The 18,064-nt window shown below is 64.8% G+C and carries 19 protein-coding genes and 1 pseudogene; 13 read left to right on the top strand and 7 right to left on the bottom strand.

What is annotated here, in order from left to right:
• The 3 genes from AS156_RS43610 to AS156_RS34235 all read left to right on the top strand — a co-directional run.
• A partial coding sequence (locus AS156_RS43610; protein ID WP_210184225.1) for a hypothetical protein occupies nt 1-235 on the top strand: 235 nt, incomplete at its 5' end.
• A 17-nt stretch (nt 236-252) separates the two neighbouring features.
• On the top strand, nt 253-1,743 hold the full coding sequence (locus AS156_RS34240) for an aldehyde dehydrogenase family protein (RefSeq protein ID WP_066513776.1): 1,491 nt from the start codon (nt 253-255) through the stop codon (nt 1,741-1,743).
• A gap of 34 nt (nt 1,744-1,777) precedes the next feature.
• On the top strand, nt 1,778-2,251 hold the full coding sequence (locus tag AS156_RS34235; protein ID WP_066513775.1) for a GlcG/HbpS family heme-binding protein: 474 nt from the start codon (nt 1,778-1,780) through the stop codon (nt 2,249-2,251).
• On the opposite strand, the gene AS156_RS34230 is transcribed toward AS156_RS34235, so the two are convergent.
• Complete coding sequence (locus AS156_RS34230; RefSeq protein ID WP_488226058.1) at nt 2,241-2,438, bottom strand: hypothetical protein; 198 nt, start codon at nt 2,436-2,438, stop codon at nt 2,241-2,243. The two genes, AS156_RS34235 and AS156_RS34230, sit on opposite strands and share 11 nt — an antisense overlap.
• 283 nt (nt 2,439-2,721) lie before the next feature.
• On the opposite strand from AS156_RS34230, the gene AS156_RS34225 reads away from it, so the two are divergent.
• Nucleotides 2,722-4,683, top strand: a complete 1,962-nt coding sequence (locus tag AS156_RS34225) for a putative bifunctional diguanylate cyclase/phosphodiesterase (RefSeq protein ID WP_066513773.1) — start codon at nt 2,722-2,724, stop codon at nt 4,681-4,683.
• 26 nt (nt 4,684-4,709) lie between these two features.
• Here the strand turns inward: AS156_RS34225 and AS156_RS34220 are convergent, their stop codons facing one another.
• Genes AS156_RS34220 through AS156_RS34210 form a run of 3 tightly spaced genes read right to left on the bottom strand, consistent with a single transcriptional unit; the run spans nt 4,710 to nt 7,522 of the window.
• Nucleotides 4,710-5,690: a PDR/VanB family oxidoreductase gene (locus AS156_RS34220; RefSeq protein ID WP_066513772.1), complete on the bottom strand. Its 981-nt coding sequence runs from the start codon at nt 5,688-5,690 to the stop codon at nt 4,710-4,712.
• Between the two features lie 12 nt (nt 5,691-5,702).
• The gene (locus AS156_RS34215) at nt 5,703-6,458 is read right to left on the bottom strand and encodes a GntR family transcriptional regulator (protein WP_066513771.1); all 756 of its coding nucleotides are present in this window, start codon (nt 6,456-6,458) and stop codon (nt 5,703-5,705) included.
• Nucleotides 6,459-6,472: 14 nt separating this feature from the next.
• Complete coding sequence (locus tag AS156_RS34210) at nt 6,473-7,522, bottom strand: aromatic ring-hydroxylating dioxygenase subunit alpha (protein WP_066513770.1); 1,050 nt, start codon at nt 7,520-7,522, stop codon at nt 6,473-6,475.
• Nucleotides 7,523-7,687: 165 nt separating this feature from the next.
• On the opposite strand from AS156_RS34210, the gene AS156_RS34205 reads away from it, so the two are divergent.
• The 9 genes and pseudogenes from AS156_RS34205 (at nt 7,688) to AS156_RS34170 (ending at nt 14,406) form a co-directional block, all read left to right on the top strand.
• The gene (locus AS156_RS34205) at nt 7,688-8,413 is read left to right on the top strand and encodes a GntR family transcriptional regulator (protein WP_066513769.1); all 726 of its coding nucleotides are present in this window, start codon (nt 7,688-7,690) and stop codon (nt 8,411-8,413) included.
• A 57-nt stretch (nt 8,414-8,470) separates the two neighbouring features.
• Nucleotides 8,471-9,436, top strand: a complete 966-nt coding sequence (locus AS156_RS34200) for an ABC transporter substrate-binding protein (protein WP_066513768.1) — start codon at nt 8,471-8,473, stop codon at nt 9,434-9,436.
• A 1-nt stretch (nt 9,437) separates the two neighbouring features.
• Complete coding sequence (locus AS156_RS34195; protein ID WP_066513767.1) at nt 9,438-10,193, top strand: ABC transporter permease; 756 nt, start codon at nt 9,438-9,440, stop codon at nt 10,191-10,193.
• Nucleotides 10,172-10,978, top strand: a complete 807-nt coding sequence (locus tag AS156_RS34190; RefSeq protein ID WP_066513766.1) for an ABC transporter ATP-binding protein — start codon at nt 10,172-10,174, stop codon at nt 10,976-10,978. Before AS156_RS34195 ends, AS156_RS34190 begins: the two co-directional genes overlap by 22 nt.
• Nucleotides 10,923-11,465, top strand: a pseudogene (locus AS156_RS45845) (ABC transporter permease); the annotation flags it as partial. The gene AS156_RS34190 and the pseudogene AS156_RS45845, both read left to right, overlap by 56 nt.
• 1 nt (nt 11,466) lies before the next feature.
• Nucleotides 11,467-11,790, top strand: a 324-nt coding sequence (locus tag AS156_RS45300) for an ABC transporter permease (RefSeq protein ID WP_245313195.1), incomplete at its 5' end; no start/stop codon positions are given.
• Between the two features lie 10 nt (nt 11,791-11,800).
• Nucleotides 11,801-12,466 (top strand): polysaccharide deacetylase family protein, encoded by a 666-nt coding sequence (locus tag AS156_RS34180; RefSeq protein ID WP_066513765.1) that lies wholly within the window; start codon nt 11,801-11,803, stop codon nt 12,464-12,466.
• Nucleotides 12,463-13,329 carry a fumarylacetoacetate hydrolase family protein gene (locus AS156_RS34175; protein WP_066513764.1) on the top strand — a complete coding sequence of 289 codons (867 nt, stop codon included), beginning with the start codon at nt 12,463-12,465 and terminating at the stop codon, nt 13,327-13,329. The genes AS156_RS34180 and AS156_RS34175 overlap by 4 nt, the downstream gene beginning before the upstream one ends.
• A 33-nt stretch (nt 13,330-13,362) precedes the next feature.
• Complete coding sequence (locus tag AS156_RS34170) at nt 13,363-14,406, top strand: 5-methyltetrahydropteroyltriglutamate--homocysteine methyltransferase (RefSeq protein WP_201456155.1); 1,044 nt, start codon at nt 13,363-13,365, stop codon at nt 14,404-14,406.
• A gap of 86 nt (nt 14,407-14,492) precedes the next feature.
• On the opposite strand, the gene AS156_RS34165 is transcribed toward AS156_RS34170, so the two are convergent.
• The 3 genes from AS156_RS34165 to AS156_RS45290 form a co-directional block, all read right to left on the bottom strand.
• Nucleotides 14,493-15,479: a DUF2778 domain-containing protein gene (locus AS156_RS34165; RefSeq protein WP_066513763.1), complete on the bottom strand. Its 987-nt coding sequence runs from the start codon at nt 15,477-15,479 to the stop codon at nt 14,493-14,495.
• 263 nt (nt 15,480-15,742) lie between these two features.
• Nucleotides 15,743-16,801, bottom strand: a complete 1,059-nt coding sequence (locus AS156_RS45295; protein WP_283807961.1) for an EAL domain-containing protein — start codon at nt 16,799-16,801, stop codon at nt 15,743-15,745.
• Between the two features lie 59 nt (nt 16,802-16,860).
• A partial coding sequence (locus AS156_RS45290; RefSeq protein ID WP_245313201.1) for a diguanylate cyclase domain-containing protein occupies nt 16,861-17,432 on the bottom strand: 572 nt, incomplete at its 3' end.
• Nucleotides 17,433-18,064 lie beyond the last annotated feature (632 nt).

Genomic DNA, 18,064 nt, shown 5'->3' with positions numbered 1-18,064 from the left:
CTCGCTGTCCGGCGCGCTGGCGCCGTCGGTCGGGCTCGAATCCGCGACGCTTGCGGCGATCGGCCAGATGGGCGCGGTGTGGACCGGCGGCGGCACGCTGGTAGCGTGGTCATCGCTGATCGCAGTGGCCGGCTTCGCACGCGTGCCGGTGTTCCAAATCGTGCGGACCGCAATGATCCCGGTGCTGCTGGGACTGGCGACGTCGACGATCTGCGCGGTTCTGATCTGGCATTGAAAGAGGGTCTAGTGACGATGACTGAAACGGCAGCACGCATCTCCGGCGGAGACACCGCCGAGATCGAGGAGTTCCCGAACCTGATCGGCGGCGAGCGGGTCCGCAGCGTCTCCGGACGGTCGTTCGCGAACCTCAATCCCGCCGATACTGCCGACCTTGTCGGACGCTTTCAGGCCTCGACGGCTGCCGAGGCGCAGGCGGCCGTCGACGCTGCATCCGCCGCCTTCCCAGCCTGGAAAAAAACGCCGATCTCGAAGCGCGCAGGCATCCTGAACCGCGCGGCGGATCAGCTCGAGGCCCGCGCCGATCACATCGCACGCGAGGTGACGCGGGAAATGGGCAAGTCGCTCGGCCTCGCCCGTGACGAGGTGCTGCGCTCGGCACAGACCTTGCGATTTTACGCCGTCGAAGGCCAGTCGCTGACCGGTGAAGTGTTCCCGAACGACGACGGCGACATGACCGTCTACACGCTGCGCGAACCGCTCGGTGTCGTCTCTGTCATCACGCCGTGGAATTTCCCGATCTCGATCCCGGCACGCAAGATCGCACCGGCCCTCATCACCGGCAATACTGTCGTGTTGAAGCCGTCATCGGATGCGCCGCTCAGCGGCTATCGCCTCGCCGAGGCGTTGATCACGGCCGGATTGCCGAAGGGCGTGCTCAATTTCGTCACCGGCAAGGCCGGCGAGATCGGCGCCGCCATCACCGAACCGCCGGTGATCCGCGCCATCTCCTTCACCGGGTCGACCGCGGCCGGCGAGCACATCTGCCGCTCGGTCGGCTTCACCACACGCATGCAGATGGAGCTCGGCGGCAAGAATCCGCTGATCGTGATGCACGACGCCGATCTCGACCAAGCGGTCGACCTGACCATCAAGGGCGGCTTCTCGCTCGCCGGCCAGGCCTGCACCGGCACCAGCCGCGTGCTGGTCATGAAGCAGGTGCGGGCCGAATTCACCGCCCGGCTGCTTGCGAAGGTGAAGGCGATGAAGATCGGCAGCGGCCTTGCCGGCGGAATGGACATGGGGCCGCTGGCAACGGCCAAGCAGCTCGAAACCGTGCTGCGCTACGTCGCGATCGGGAAGACCGAGGCCACGCACCTGTATGGCGGCGATCGTCTCGCCGGCCCGGGCTATGACGGCGGCTACTACGTGTCCCCTGCCATCTTCACCGATGTGACCCAGGACATGACGATCGCCCGCGAGGAGATCTTCGGCCCTGTCATCGCGATCATCGAGGTCGACAGCTACGCCGATGCCATCGCCAAGGCCAACGCAACCGAATACGGATTGTCGGCTGCGATCGTGACGCGCAATCCGCGCGTCATGCATGATTTCGCCAACGACATCCAGTCCGGAACGGTGAAGATCAACCGCACCACGACCGGCAACCTGATCAACGCGCCGTTCGGTGGCCTGAAGCGATCGAGCACCTCGACATTCCGCGAGTCCGGCCGCACCGGCCTCGAATTCTACACCCAGATCAAGACCGTCTATCGCGGCACTTGAGAACAGATTGACGGCCCATTCACGGAAGAAAGCGATGAGACAATCATTCAAACTTGAGCTTGCCGAAGCCCGCCACATGATCGCCGCGGCGATCCGGAAATCGGCCGAGATCGGAGTCCTGGAGACGGTCTGCGTCACCGATGAAGGCGGCTATCCGCTGGCGCTGGAGCGAATGGATGGTGCACGGGTCACCGGTCCGCAGATCGCGTGGAACAAGGCATTCACCGCGGCGGGGCACAAGCGCTCCACCCACCTGTTCAACCAGCCACCGAACGGCCCTGCTCTGCCCGGCAACGAAGCGTTCGGCATCCAGTGGAGCTTTGACGGCAAGTTCGCGGTGTTCGTCGGCGGCTTCCCCATCGTCGTCGACGAGGAAGTGGTCGGCGGCGTCGGCCTGAGCGGCGGCAACGGCGAGCAGGACACGCAATGCGGCATTGCCGCGCTGCAGGCCCTGCAGGAGCTGCTGCGCGGCCATCGCGTCCTCGTCGCGGCCGACATCAAGAAGTGACGCGCGTTGGCTCCAGGGAGGCGCGACCCGCATTGAAGGTCTGGAGCAATTGCCCGACGAGCCGATTGAGCTCGTCGGCATCAGCGGCGGCAGCAAAGATGTAGCGGTCCGGCCGCACGATGACAGCCCCGACGGCGTTGTCCCGCATCCAGCCGGCAAACAGCCCGTCGCGCTCCACCACGGTCAGGATGCCATCGGCGTGCCATCGGCGTCAGTGCTTTCGCCTGATGTCGCGATGACGATTGCGAAAAACCAACGAAGGATCAAGCAGCCCCGCCAGGCAACGATTGCCGGGCGGCTTGGCCGAGAGGGCCTGTCCTCACCCATTTGTATCGATTTGTTAGCAATGCCCGCCGCTGGAACCGAACGCGCCTCCCATATGGTTCCGTTCGTTTCAAATATTCATAGTTTGTCAAAGGTTTGCAGCGAACTTTTCAGGCCAGCGCCGGGCCCAATCGCGCGGTATACGTATGCGTACTTATTTGAGTTCATATCTCGCGAGAATGCTTGCGGGCGATCTGGCTGCCTTCGGCGCGCCGCCGACGGATGACGCGCTCGCGGGTCACATCCGGGCCGAGCAGATCTCGCTCGTTCTCGGCTATTCGGTCGGCATCATGCTGGCCAATGCCTGCAATGCGCTGGTGCTCGCGGTCGCGCTCTGGCAATCGCCCGATTGGGCGTTTGCGCTCGTGTGGGCGGCGGGAGTGATCAGCGCAGCTCTGTTCTTCGGCCTGCAGGCGCGCGCATCACGACGCATCGCGAAGCCGCAATTCGTGTCGCGCCGGACCATGTACCGGCTGGTGCGTAACGCGCTCGCACTCGGCGCCGCCTGGGGCATCGTCCCGGTCGCCTTTTTCGCGGACGCATCGAGCGGCGCGCAATTGGTGATCACCTGCCTCTGCGCCGGCATGCTGGCCGGCGGCGCATTTGCCTTCTCCACCGTCCCGATCGCGGCGATTGCGTTCACCGCACCGATCTTCCTCGGCACGGCGGTCTGCCTCGCCCGGGAGGGCGATTTCGTCTACCTGCTCGTGGCAGTGCTGGTTGTGGTCTATGGCCTTGTGCTGCTGCGCGGCGTCTTCGTGCACGCCTTCGAGTTCAGGCGGCGGGTCATCGCCCAGCATGAAGCCGAGCGGACGGTGCGGCAAGACTCGCTGACGCATCTGCCGAACCGCATCGCTTTCAATGAAGCGCTGGCCGGCGCGCTCAATCGGCTGGCCCGGTCCGGCGAGGAATTCGCCGTGCTGCTGCTCGATCTCGATCGCTTCAAGGAGGTCAACGACAGGTTCGGCCATCCTGCCGGCGATGAATTCCTGGTGCAGGTTGCGGCCCGGTTGCAGCGCTGCACGCGCGCGGCCGAGCATGTCGCGCGCATCGGCGGCGACGAGTTTGCGTTGATCATGTCCAATCTGACCAGGCCGGAAGATGCGCTCGCGATCGCGGAGCGATTCGTGGCGTCGTTTGCGGAACCATTCGTGATCGAGGGCTGCGAGATCGCCGGCGCAACCAATATCGGCATCGTGCTGGCGCCACGGGACGGCAACACCTCCCACGACCTGCTCAAGCATGTCGATATCGCGCTCCACCGCGCGAAGAAATCGGGGCCGGGTACCATCGCCTTCTTCGAGGCGAGCGACGACAAATCGGCGCGCGACCGCAGGGCCCTGCAGCGGGACCTCGAACGCGCCATCGACGCGAACGAACTGTTCCTCGTCTACCAGCCCTTCCTCGATATCCGCACCGGCCGCATCACCGGCTTCGAGGCGCTCTTGCGCTGGCAGCATCCGGAGCGCGGCCTGATCCCGCCGACCGTGTTCATTCCGATCGCCGAGGAGAGCGGAGTGATTCATCAGCTCGGTGAATGGGTCATCCGCCAGGCCTGCGCGACGCTTTCGCGCTGGCCGGATCGGATCAGGATCGCAGTGAACTTCTCCGCGGTCCAGTTCCAGAACGTAGGCATCCTGCAGACGATCGTGCAGGCGCTGACTGCGGCGAACGTCTCGCCGCACCGGCTCGAGATCGAGATCACCGAATCGATGCTGATCTCGAAATATGGATCGGCACCCGCCATCCTGAACTCGCTGATCGAGCTAGGCGTCACCGTCGCGCTGGACGATTTCGGTACCGGCTTCTCCTCGCTGACCTATCTGCGGAAGGTGCCGTTTAGCCGCATCAAGATCGATCAATCCTTCATCCGGGACATGCTGACGCAGCCGGATTGTGCCGCGATCGTGAAATCGGTGATCGGGCTCGCACAGGACCTGCAGATCGGCGTCGTGGCCGAAGGTGTTGAGACCGCAGACCAGCTCGAATATCTCCGCCAGACCAGCTGCGATGAGGTTCAGGGGTACCTGATCGGCCGGCCGATGTCGGCGAGCGAGATTTCCGCGCTGTTCGATCGCAGTTCGCGGCAATCCGTACACGCGGCGTAGTCACGCCCCGAAGCGACCGGGCGGCGTCAGATTGTGTCCGCGCGACGCAGGGTATCCACCGTGATGGTGCCACGGGCGCGTGATACGCAGGCACAGATCTTGCGACTCTCTTGCCGCTCGCGCGCGCTGAAGAAAACGTCGCGATGATCGATCGCACCATCGACATCGATCACGTCGAGCGCGCAGACGCCGCATTCACCGCGGCGGCAGTCACTCATCACCTCGTGGCCGGCATCATTGAGCACATCCAGCATGGAACGGTCGTGCGGGATCACGATTTCGACGCCCTCCTGCCTCAGCCGCACGCGGAAGGCTTCGGTCGGCAACAACCCGCTTGATCCGAATGTCTCGTAGCGCAGGTCGGTCATGGGCCGGCCGGCCGACTCCCAGGCGCGCCGCGCCGCGTCCAGCATCCGCATCGGGCCGCAGAACAAAGTCATCGCATCCTGCGGCAGCGCTGCGAACACCGCGCAGAGATCGAGCCGGTTGTTCCCGTCGCTGGCATAAACGATGAGGCGGCGGCCGAGCAGCGCCTCGAGCTCGTCGAGATAGGCGGCATCGCCGCGCGAGCGTACGGCGTAATGCAGCGTGACCTCGATGTTGCGACGGGCGAGCGCCTGCGCAGCACCGACGATCGGGGTGATGCCGATGCCGCCGGCCACCAGGCAGACATGCCGCCGCGTCCAGTCAAGCTGAACCAGCGATGTCGGCAGCGTGATGGCGAGGCGCGCCCCGGGTTCGAGCGACCACATGTAGCGCGATCCACCGCGGGACTCCGCCGCGCGGCGCACCGCGATCCGGTAGCCCTGCGGATCCGCTTCGCTGACCAGCGAGTAGGAACGCGTCTCCGGCCGGCCATCGATTGTGACGCCGACCTGGATGTGGCTTCCGACGGGATAGGGCGACGCGGCTGCAGCTTCAGGGCGCAGCAGGAATTCACGGATGCCTGGTGTCAGGTCGCGCATGGCGACGACGGTCGCAGGCGTCCAGGTTTCGGTGAAACGCATCAAACTCTCCGCTCAGTCGGCCGCCGCCGATTTGATCAGCGCCAGGGCCGGCAACAGATCGAGATGGGTCCGGTTGCGCAGCGCCAGCCGCAGATTGCGCGCGGCAAGCCGCGCATGCTCGCGCATGATGGCTTCCGCCCGCGCGCCCTCGCGGTTCTCGATGGCGTCGATCACCACGCGATGGTGATCCTGCGCGATCAGCAGGATCTGGTGCGCCTCGGGCAAGGCCGATTGCGCCATCACGAAGCCGCTCGGCGAGGCGAAGGGCAGCGCCGAGGCGCGGTCGATCTGCCGGATCAACGGCGGGCTGCGGGACAGCTCGGTGAGCAGCGGATGGAAACGCGCGTTCAGCGCGACATAGGACGAGAAGGCCTCGACCGAGATCGGATCCTGCCGCACCAGACCATCGATCTCGTTCAGACATTCCTTCAACGGCTCGAGATCGCGCGCGGACACTCCGCGCTCGGCGGCAAAGCGTGCGGCAAGACCCTCGAGCGTGCCGCGCAGCTCGATCGAATCGAGGATGTCGCGCTCGGAGAACGCCTTGACCATGAAGCCGCCGGACGGGATCGCCTCCAGCAGGCCTTCCTCCTCCAGCCGCACCAACGCCATCCGCACCGGGGTCCGCGAGACGCCGGTGGTTTCGACCGCCTGCAATTCCGAGATGCGCTCGCCCGGACGAAGGCCGCCCGAAAGAATCAGGTCGCGCAGCGCGAGCTGCGCCCGCACGGTCTGCGACACGGAGCGATCGGCCTCGCGTTCCGGCATCGCCTGCTCCCCGCCTATTCCGCCGCCTGCAGGTGCTGCGGCGGATTTTCCTTCGCCACCATGCGGTCGATGACACGCCGCGCCCACATCGCGCCGGCATCGATGTTGAGGTTGTAGAACACACGGTCCGGATTCTCGTCCATGGCGCGCTGCTGCGCCTCGAGGATGATCTCGTCCTCTTGGAAGATGCCGGCGACACCGTCACGAATCTCGGTGGTCAGGCGCTGCTCGGTGAGGCGATGATTGCGCACGAAGGCCCAAAAATAATGGCAGGTCTTCTCGGTCTCGGGTGTGATGGTGTTGAGCACATAGCCGTTCACACCGTGCGAGCGATCGCCCTCCGGTGCGCCCGATCCGGCCGGCGCGACGCCGACATCGATATTGACGGTGCATGGCGCCTCGAAGCGAATGATCTGCCAGCGATCGACCGGGCCCGGCTTCCGCAACTGCTTGGCCCAGAACGGTGGAGCCTCGATGCCTTTCATCCAGCGCGTCACCGTCACGGTCTTCTCGCCATGGGTGACGTCGAACGGCGCTTCGGCGACGGCGTCATTGCCGATGCTGGAGCCGTGCACGAAGGTTTCGTGCGTCAGGTCCATCAGGTTGTCGACCACCAAGCGGTAGTCGCATTTGACGTGAATGGTCTTGCCGTCGCCGGCCCAGGCGGGATCATCGTTCCAGTGCATGTCAGGCACCAGCGCGGGATCGGCGAGCGCGGGATCCCCCATCCAGAGCCAGATGAAGCGGTGGCGTTCGACCACCGGATAGGCTCGCACGCAGGCCGACGGATTGATCGTCTCCTGCGACGGCATGAAGGTGCAGCGGCCCTGCGCGTTGTATTTCAGGCCGTGATAGCCGCAGACCACGGTGTCGCCATCGAGCCGGCCCTTGGACAGCGGCGCCAGGCGATGCCAGCAGGCATCCTCCAGCGCCACGACCTCGCCGTCACCCTTCCGGTACATCACGACGTGCTTGCCGCAGATCGTGCGCGGCAGCAGCGCATGCTTGATCTCGGCGTCCCAGCCGGCTGCGTACCAAGCATTCATCGGGAAGGATTTCGACACGGAGTACTCCCTAGCGATCCGTTCTGAGTACCTTCTGTATACATTACTTGCGCGTTCCCAGCAATATTGCGCGGTTAGCCCTCCAATTCTGGTATTGGTGTATACAAGAGTAAAAAATCGATTTTCGATTGACGATGCCATGCGCTCCCGCCAAAGTCGCCTGCCATGAACATCGGGTTGAATATTCGGGAAGGCCTGGCCGGCGACGGGCCTCGAAGCCTGACGTCGGCGGTCCAGGAGCGGCTGCGGGCCGACATCCTGTCGACCCGGCTGCTGCCCGGCCAGAAGCTCCACATCGCAGGCCTCGCCAAACAGTTCTCGGTCAGTCTCGCCGCAGTCCGTGAGGCGCTGTCGCGATTGGTGGCGGACGGATTGGTGCAGGCCTCCGACCAGCGCGGTTTTCGCGTCTGTCCGGTCTCGCTCGCCGACCTCGCCGATGTCACGCAGACCCGGATCGATATCGAGGGACTCGCGCTGCGGCGTTCGATCGAGCGCGGCGACCAGGCCTGGCTGTCGTCCGTTGAGGCTGCTTGGAACGCGCTGAAGGCTGTTCCTCATCGCTATCCCGACGACCCGACGGTGCATTACGAGGAGTGGGTCGTCCGCCATCGCATCTTCCATCGCGCACTGGTCAACGCCTGCGGCTCGCAATGGCTGCTCGGCTTCCGCGACGTGCTGCACGAGCAGAGCGAACGGTACCGGAGGCTGTCGATCCGCCGCGAGGTCGGCAAGTCGCGCGACGTCGAGGCCGAGCACGCTGCGATTGTGGACGCCGTCCTTGCGCGCGATGCGGATGCGGCAGTTCGCGCATTGTCAGAGCACTTCAGCACCACCATGGAATTCGTCGAGCTCGCCGCCCCGCGCATTGCGGAGGTCAATGGCGCGACCTGACTATTCGGCGCGACATGCGCCTACAAACAACAAAACCGATCCGGGAGAAACAAGACAATGATCATCACGCGCCGCCACGCGCTGGCATCCCTCGTTGCAGCCACCATGTTTGCCGGTCCGGCCTACTCCGCCGAAACGATCCGCGTCGGCCTGCCGACCAAGACCTATTGGCCGACGACGATCGCCGAAACCGCCGTGCGGCAAAAGCTGTTCGAGAAGGAAGGCATCAAGGCCGAGCTGACGGTCTATCGCAGCGGCGCCGAGACGTTCGAAGGCATGGCAGCTGGCGCTGCCGACATCATCCTCGATCCGCCGTCGCTGGTGTCGGCCGGCCGCAAGAAGGGCGTGATGTCGCGGATCGTCGCCAATGCCGCGATGGGTAATTTCGGCTGGCAGCTGATGGTGCCGACCAAATCCACGCTCGAGGTCAAGGACCTCAACGGCAAGAAGGTCGGTATCACCGCCACGGGATCCGGCTCCGACCTGCTCGCGCTATGGACCATCCAGGACAAGAAGATCGATTTCACCCGCGTGCCAGTCGGCGGCGGTGGCCTAGTGCCGAACCTGCTCGCCGGCAATGTCGATGCCGCCGTGGTCTATTCGCCGCTCAGCTTCCAGGTCGCCAAGTCCGGCGAAGCCAAGACCATCCTCGACTATGCGACCGCGGTTCCGCCCAATCTGGCCGCGGGCTGGATCGTGCTCGACAAGTTTGCCGACGCCAAGCCCGAGGTGGTGCAGAAAGCGTTGAATGCGCTCTACGGCGCCCTGCAGTTCATGCGCGCCAACCGCGACGTCACGGTGAAGCTGATCGCCGATCTCTACGAGATGCCGCCCGAGATCGCCGCGATGGAATACGAGAACACCATCATGAAGCTGGAGACTGACGGCAACATGGGCGCCGCCAACGTGCCGGCCGCCGTGCAGCTGTCGCTAGATCTCGCCAAGCTCGGCGGCCTCAAGGACATCATGCCCGTCGAGGACGTGATCTCGGCCAAATTCAAGCCGGTTCCGACCAAGCCGTAGAATGCAGGCCATCCTCACCATCAAGCTGGTGCGGATTGCGATCGTGATCGCGATCTTCGCGCTGTGGGAAACGCTGTCGCGGACCGGCCTCGTCAATCCACGCCTGCTGCCGTCGGCATCGGACACGTTCCTGACGCTGGGCGATCTGCTGCAGCGCGCGAGCGTGCAGAAGGACCTGATGGTGACGGCGACCGAGGTGCTGGCCGCGTTCGCGCTCGCGGTACCGCTCGGCGCGCTGATCGGCTTCCTCATCGCGGAGAACCGCTACTTTGCCGACGTGGCGAAGCCGCTGCTGTTCTTCGCCTTCAGCATCCCGAAATCGATCTTCCTGCCGATGTTCATCCTGGTGTTCGGCGTCGGCTTCGCGCAGAAAGTCGGGTTCGGTTTCTTCTCCACGATCTTCATCGTGATCATGTCGACCACGACGGCCGTGGAATCGGTCAAGGTCGAGCACCTGACCGTAGCCCGGTCCTATGGCGCGACGCGGATGCAGACCGCATTCCGCGTCTATCTGCCGAGCATGCTGCCGGTGCTGCTGGAAGCGCTGCGGATATCGATGATCTTCAACCTCACGGGCGTGATCCTCGCCGAGATGTACGCCTCGCGCGACGGCATCGGCCACCAGATCGCGACCTGGGGCGAGAACTTCCAGATGAAGCAGCTGCTCGCCGGCGTTCTGATGGTCGCCGCGATCGCCATGGCCTTCAACGAAATTGTCAGATGGGTTGAAACACAATGCAGTCATTGGCGAACGTGACACCGTTGAAGCCTCCTCCCCGCGCCGGTGCGATTGAAGTGAAGAACGTCCGCCAGGTGTTCCGGACGAAGTCTCAGGACGTCGTCGCGCTGGACGACGTCTCGCTGGAGATCAAGCCGGGGCGCTTCGTCGTGCTGGTCGGTCCGAGCGGCTGCGGCAAGTCGACGCTTCTGATGATGATGGCCGGACTGCGCGAGCAGACCTCGGGCACGATCACCGTCAATGGGGCTCCGATTCCGAAGCCCGATCCAAATCGGGTCGGCGTCGTGTTCCAGGAAGCGAGCCTGTTTCCCTGGCTGACGGCGGAAGACAATGTCGAGTTTCCGCTCGCGCTGCGCGGCGTCGCCAAAGCGGAGCGCCGTGCCAAGGCACAGGATGCGCTCAAGCTGGTCGGCCTTGAAGGCTTCGGCAAGCGCCATCCGCATGAACTCTCCGGCGGCATGAAACAGCGCGTCTCGATCGCTCGCGGCCTGGTGCAAGATCCGCCGGTACTCCTGATGGACGAGCCGTTTGCCGCGCTCGACGAGCAGACCCGCATGACGATGGGCGACGAGCTCCTGCGGATCTGGGCCGCCACCGGCAAGACGGTCGTGTTCGTCACGCACAGCCTCACCGAAGCTGTCTATCTCGCCGACGAGGTGATCGTGATGTCGCCGCGGCCCGGCCGCATCGTCGATCACCTGCAGGTCCCGCTGCCGCGCCCGCGCACCTACGAAATGCTGAGCGGCGATGCCTTCGGCGCGCTGCGCGACCGCATCTGGCGGCACATCCGCAAATCGGCGTGAGACCGCGATGAGCGCAAAGACACTTCGCTATCTGATCATCATCGGCCTGCTCGCGTTGTGGGAGGTGCTGCCGCGCACCGGCCTGATCCCGGAACTGTTCCTGCCGTCGCTGTCCTCGACGCTGCTCGCCGGCTGGAGCGACGCGGCCGAATACGGGCATGCGCTTGCGGTGACGCTCTACGAGGTCGCGGTCTCCATGGCGATCGCCTGCGGCGGCGGCATCCTGCTCGGCGCGCTCGTCGGCAGCCTGCCGCGTCCGCGCATCCTGATCATGCCGATGTTGTCGAGCCTCTACGCCGTGCCGCTCGTGATCCTCTATCCCGTCTTCACGGTGTGGCTGGGCATCGGCTCTGAATCGAAGATCGCATTCGCTTCGATCTACGGCTTCCTGCCGACCATGCTGGCAACTGCTGCCGGCATCCAGACCATCGATCCGCAACTCCTGATCGCCGCCCGCAGCATGGGCGCGACGCTGAGCCAGCGGCTCNCTCGTCCGCGTCATCATTCCTGCGGCGATACCGACTGTGCTGTCCGGCCTGCGCATCGGCGGCGCGCTCGTCATCGTCGGCGTGGTGGTCTCGGAGATGCTGATCTCGTCGGCCGGGATCGGTTACCTGATCTCGCGCTACCGCACCATTCTCGACAGCCCGCACGTCTTCGCCGGCGTGCTGCTGGTGCTGTTTATGGCGATCGCCTTCAACACCGCGATCCGCTGGATCGAGGGCAAGGCGGTGATCTGGCAAACAGGGACTCGCGCCGGCCAAAATGCCCGCGACGAGATCGGCTCCGGCGCGATGCAGCCTGCGACGTAGGGATCGTGACGTGTTCGACCTGACCTTGACGTTCGACAATGGACCGGAGCCCGAGGTGACGCCGCGGGTGCTCGATATCCTCGGCGAGCGCGGTATCAAGACCACGTTCTTCGTGATCGGCGAGAAGCTCGACGATCCCGAGCGGCGCCGTCTGGCTGCACGCGCTCACGACGAAGGTCACTGGATCGGCAACCACACCTATACGCACAGCGTTCCGCTTGGCCTGCAAGCCGACCCGGATGTCGCGGAGGCGGAAATCGGCCGGACGCAGGCCGCGATCGGCGACCTGGCGCACCCCGAACGCTGGTTCCGGCCGTTCGGCGGCGGCGGCAATCTCGACGAGCGGCTCCTGAAGCCGTCCGTCATCGACCATCTCGTCCGCAATAAGCATAGCTGCGTGCTGTGGAACGCGATCCCGCGCGACTGGAACGATCCCGACGGCTGGACCGACCGCGCGCTCGACCAATGCCGCGCACAGCCCTGGACCTTGATGGTGCTGCACGATCTGCCGACCGGCGCCATGGCGCATCTCGAAGACTTCCTCGATCGCGCCGAGGCGAGCGGCGTACGCTTCCGCCAGGACTATCCGCCGCAATGCGTTCCGATCCGGGGCGGCGCGATCGCGCTTCCCATCCAAGCCTATGTTTCCTCCATCGAAGAAAGTGCCAGACCATGAAGATCGCAAGTTTCAAGGCGGCGGGTACCGCGAGCTATGGCATCGTGACGGATGCGGGCGTGGTCGACGCCGGCAAGCGGCTGAAGGCCTATCCGACACTGAAGGCGCTGCTCGCCAAGGGATCGCTGGATGAATTGAAGAGACTGCAAAGCGAGCGCGCGGATTACGCGCTGAAGGATGTCGCGCTGCTGCCGACCGTGCCCGATCCTGACAAGATCTTCTGCATCGGCGTCAACTACGCCACGCATCTCGCCGAAAGCGGCCATCCGACCCCGCCGCACCCGATGATCTTCACGCGCTTCGCCAACAGCCAAGTCGGCGCCGGCCAACCGATGATCCGGCCCCTGGAGTCCGAGCGCTTCGACTATGAAGGCGAAATGGCCGTCATCATCGGCAAGGCCGGCCGCCGCATCGCGCGGGAAGCAGCCCTTGCCCACGTCGCCGGCTACGCCTGCTACAATGACGGCAGCATCCGCGACTGGCAGCGCCACACTTCGCAGTTCGCGCCGGGCAAGAATTTCGTCGGCACTGGCGGCTTCGGGCCGTGGATGGTGACGACCGACGAACTCCCCGACATCAGCAAGCAGCATATCGCGACCCGCCTCAACGGCGCCGAGGTGCAGGCTGCGCCGATCTCGGACCTCGTCTTCGATGTGCCCGCCTTGATCGCCTATTGCTCGACCTTCACCGAACTCGTTCCCGGCGACGTCATCGTCACGGGCACCACCGGCGGCGTCGGCGCCTACCGCACTCCGCCGCTGTGGATGAAGGACGGCGACGTCGTCGAGGTCGAGATTTCCGGCATCGGCGTGCTGCGCAACCCGGTGAAAGACGAAACGGCAGCCGCAACGCGCGCCGCCTGATCGATCCTGGCCAACAACAAGAAGGAGGCTGTCATGAACCTGCCCACCCACCCGCTGCCGACCACCGTCGTCGGCAGCTATCCGCAGCCGGAATGGCTGGTCGATCGCGCGATGCTGTCGAAATCGGTACCACGCACGCGCATGCACGCGATGTGGCGCCTGCCGGCCGAACATCTGCAGGAAGCGCAGGACGACGCGACGATCGTCGCCATCCGCGATATGGAACGCGCCGGCATCGACATCGTGACCGATGGCGAGATCCGCCGCGAAAGCTATTCCAACCGCTTTGCCACCGCGCTTGATGGCATCGATGCCGACAATCCCGCCATCATCACGGCCCGCACCGGCAACACACAGACGCCGGTGCCGCGCGTGGTCGGCCCGGTGAAGCGCAAGGGTCCGGTCGAGCTGCCGGACATGCAGTTCCTGCGCAAGAACACCGACCGGGCCGCCAAGATCACGCTGCCCGGCCCGTTCACGATGAGCCAGCAGGCCAAGAACGAGTTCTATGAGGACGACGAGGAGCTCGCGATGGCCCTCGCCGCGGCGGTGAATGCCGAGGCACGCGATCTCGAGAAGGCCGGCGCCGACGTGATTCAGCTCGATGAGCCCTGGGTGCGCAACAACCCGGAGCTGGCGAAGCGCTATGCCGTGAAGGCGATCAACCGTGCGCTCGAGGGACTCACGGTAACGACCGTGGTGCATCTCTGCTTCGGTTACGCGGCCGTCGTGCCCGGCTCGAACAAGCCGGCCGGCTATTCCTTCCTCGCCGAGCTCGACGACACTATTGCCGATCAGATCTCCATCGAGGCGGCCCAGCCGAAGCTCGATCTCGGCGTGCTCAAGGATCTCTCGTCGAAGACGATCATGCTCGGCGTGCTCGACCTCGGCAATCCCGAGATCGAAACCGTTCCGGTCGTCGCCGATCGTATCCGCAACGGCCTCAAGCATGTTTCCGCCGAGCGGCTGGTGGTGGCGCCGGACTGCGGCATGAAGTACATGCCGCGCCACGTCGCGTTCGGAAAGCTGAAGGCGATGTGCGACGCCGCCGCGACGGTGCGCAGCGAGATCGGCTAGGCGCGTCGCGCCATCACGCTTCGTAGACGGTCATGTGAGGGCAAAATCGAAGCGGTCGCCGCAACACGGCGGCCGCACCAGCCACCTTACGAGTTCGACGGAGCGCGGCTCGAGGCCGACTGCGTGTCCTTGATGCTGACCACGACGGCGATGCGCTTGACCGCTCCGTTGCGGTAGGCCTGCAGGAACCTTTCGTAGTGCTTGACCGAGATGCAGCCGTTGGAGTCGCCGTTCGGCCCGAGCATGTAGGGATGAACCAGCAGGCCGACACGTCCGAACGTCTCGCTGCCGTCGACCGGCGTCATGCGCAGCGCGGGCACGCCGTGGAACAGCTTCTCGCGCGGCTTCATCTCGTAGATGCCGGGCGGGGTTGCGCCGGCATTGCGGGCATTCACATGCGCCGGGTCGTCGAGCAGATTGCCGAGACCGGAATGCGCCTCGAACTTGGTGCCGTCAGGCATGTACACGATGCGCCCGGTGATGTCGTAGACCGCCGTGGTACTGTCGTAGCCCAACGCACCGAGATTGGGGCTCGGACCAGCCAACAGTCCATCATTGGGATCGAGCGAAGCCAGCTGCATCCTTGCCGGCATCATGTCGGCAATCTTCTGGAAGAACGTCCGGTTGTCGGCCTGCTGCACCGGGGCCGCCGGCGATGGCGGCGCATCGTTCCGCGCAATCACGTTGGCCTCGGCCGGCCGCGATCGCGGCATCGGCACCGAAGCAACGGCCGGCGCAGACGGCGGCGGCAACTCGACGGCCGCCTGCTCGCTCGGCAGATCAATCTGGGTCTCACGCAACTGCTGGCCGGCCAGCGCGTCCTCGATCTGATCGAACTCGGCTTTGAAATCGCGATCCGAACGGATGCCGCGGCGCGACGGATAATAGATTGAACTGGCGCTGAGCGTGGAGCGGGAACCGAAGCGGTCGTCGAAGGTCAGCGCGGCGGAGGTATTGGCCAGGGCCGGTTCATGCAGCCAGGCGGTGGGATCGATACCGACGACCCAGGCAGCAAGACCCGACGACACGACGAGCGCGCCGACGGCAAATGCCGTGCTGCCCACCAATGACATGCCGCGGCTAGACCTGCGCCCGGCAGCTTTTGTCGTACGTTGACCCATCCATCCCCAAGTTCGGTGTTCTCGGGCCTTTGACTGGCCCATGCGGGATTCACCGAAGCCTCATCATATCAGGGAATTAGAGTAAGGCATATTCGAGACAGACAGGGGGACAGCACGTTTTTTTAAGCTTCTCGGGGTGGAAAAATAGCCCGGGATCGGTGCCTGAGTAGGCTGAAACGCCCGAAAGCGCCCCGATTCGGGACGATTTCCCGGCGTCAGGCGATCTTTTCCTCCCGCAGGGTCAGGACCGGTATCGGCTTCCCGATGGCGTAGCCCTGGACGTAGTCGACCCCGATCTGGCGAAGCTCGTCCAGAATCGCGATGCTTTCGACGAACTCGGCGACCACCTGCTTCTGCATGATCTTCGCGGTCTTGGTGATCATCTCGACCATCGCGCGATCGACCTTGCTGCTCAGGATCTCCTTCACGAACGAGCCGTCGATCTTGATGAAGTCGACCGGCAGATGCTTCAGATAGGCGATCGAGGACATGCCGGTGCCGAAATCGTCGAGCGAGAAGCTGCAACCGATCTCCCGCAATCGCGCGATGAACTTCCGCGCCTCGTCCAGATTTGAGATCGCGCTGGTCTCGGTGATCTCGAAGCACACCAGTGTCGGCGGCACGTCATGTCGCGCGAACAGGTCGGCGACGAAGTCGACGAAATCGCCGTCTCCGATGGTGGCGCCGGAGAGATTGATGGCATAGCCGGCGATCTTGCGATGGCTGTGCTTGCGCTCGGCGATGAGTTCGAAGGCGCGGCGCACCACCCAGCGGTCGATCAGCGGCATCAGCCCGTAGCGTTCGGCCGCTGGCAGGAAGCTGCCGGGCGGCACCAGGCCGCCGCTTTCGTCGCGCAGGCGCAGCAGCAGCTCGCGCCGCTCGTTGCCCTTGAGCTGGCCGGCAACAGGACGGATTTCCTGCTCGTAGAGACAGAAGCGCTCTTCATCCAATCCCTTGCGGATGCGATTCACCCAGCTCATCTCGGCGACGCGCACCGTCAGATCGCTGTCCGACGGACGATGCTCCTGGACGCGATTGCGTCCCTTGTCCTTGGCGAGGAAGCAAGCGACGTCGGCAAGCCGCAACGCATCCTGCACGCCGGCGCAATTGTCCAGCTTGACCAGGCCGATGCTCGCGCTGATCCGGAAGCTCGAGCCCTCATGAACGAAGGTCGACTGCTCGACCACCGCCCTGATCCGCTCCGCAACGTCGGACGCAGCGACGCCGTCCTCGCGCAGCAGGATGCCGAACTCGTCGCCGCCGAGACGTGCCACCAGTCCGCTGTCGCCGACTTCGTCCGCCAGCAGCCTCGCCACCTGCTTGAGCAGCCGGNCCCGCCATATGGCCGCAGGTGTCGTTGATGATCTTGAACTGATCGAGATCGATCAGCATCAGGTTGGCGTTGGCGGCCGAGGGATCCAGCATCGATTTATGCAGTTCGAACTCGAACTGCCGCCGGTTGGCGAGCCCGGTGAGCGCATCGTGCGACGCGGCCCATGCCAATTCCTCGACCAGCCGCCGCTCCGCCGTCATGTCATGAATGATCATGACGCGGCCGGCCGGGTGGCCGGCGTGCATGATCGGCGTCTCGACCACCGAGACCGGCACGCTGGACTGATCCGGCCGCAGCAACAGCCGTTGCGGCGGCTCGCTCTCGCCGTCGGCATCGATCGTCCGGAACGATCCCCGCACCGACTGCTCGGCAATGCTGAACAGGGACGAGACCTGCCGGCCGGTCATGTCCTGCCCTGCCGCGATCAGCCGTTGTGCGGCGGGATTCATGAAGCCGACGCGATCGTCCGGCGTCGTCACGATCACCGCGTCGCCGATCGAGGCCAGCGTGAGCTGAGCGTGCTCCTTCTCCTCCGCGAGCGCGGTCTCCGCCAGCCAGCGCCGTTGCAGCATCCGCCGCGTGAAGAACAGCACGATGCCGGCGAGGCAGGCTGCGATCAGGAGATTGACGAGCAGCAACAGCGAGGAGACCTGGCGCGAAGCCTTGCCGAGATGATCGGAGAAGTCGACGGCGAGCGTGCTCAGCGCGGCATCGACCACGCCGATCCGCTCCGCCCAATGCCTGATGGTCGCGGCCGACGGATCGTGCAATGCGCGATCGTTCTCGGCCTCGTTGCGAATCTGGATGAGCTGGTCGAGCAGCACATCGGAATTCCGCCAGGCCGTCACTGCACCGGCGACGTGGTGCATCGTGCGGAAATATTTGAACAGCCAGATCAGGCCGCCGATGTCGTCATCGTGATTGCCTGCTCTGGCGAAGCCGTCGCGCGCTGCAGCGTCGTTATTGCCCGGCGCTTCGAGGGCGAGCCGCGCCGTGCGGTCGGCGAGCGGCACCGCGATCGCGGCGTCGAACTTCCGCAGATAGTCCGCGGTGCCGGTGCTGACATAGACCTGCAGGTCGTGGATCGCGTCCTTCTGCCCCTTGGACCAGAGGCTCTCCCCCGCCACATAGGCCCTCACCGCCGACATCACCTGGAGACTGCCGGCCGACAGGCTCGCCTGCAACCATACGATTGCGATCAGCG

This window comes from Bradyrhizobium macuxiense (assembly GCF_001542415.1).
Taxonomy (GTDB): domain Bacteria; phylum Pseudomonadota; class Alphaproteobacteria; order Rhizobiales; family Xanthobacteraceae; genus Bradyrhizobium; species Bradyrhizobium macuxiense.
The sequence above is the reverse complement of the archived record's forward strand: the minus strand, read 5'-3'. Positions and strand labels throughout refer to the sequence as shown.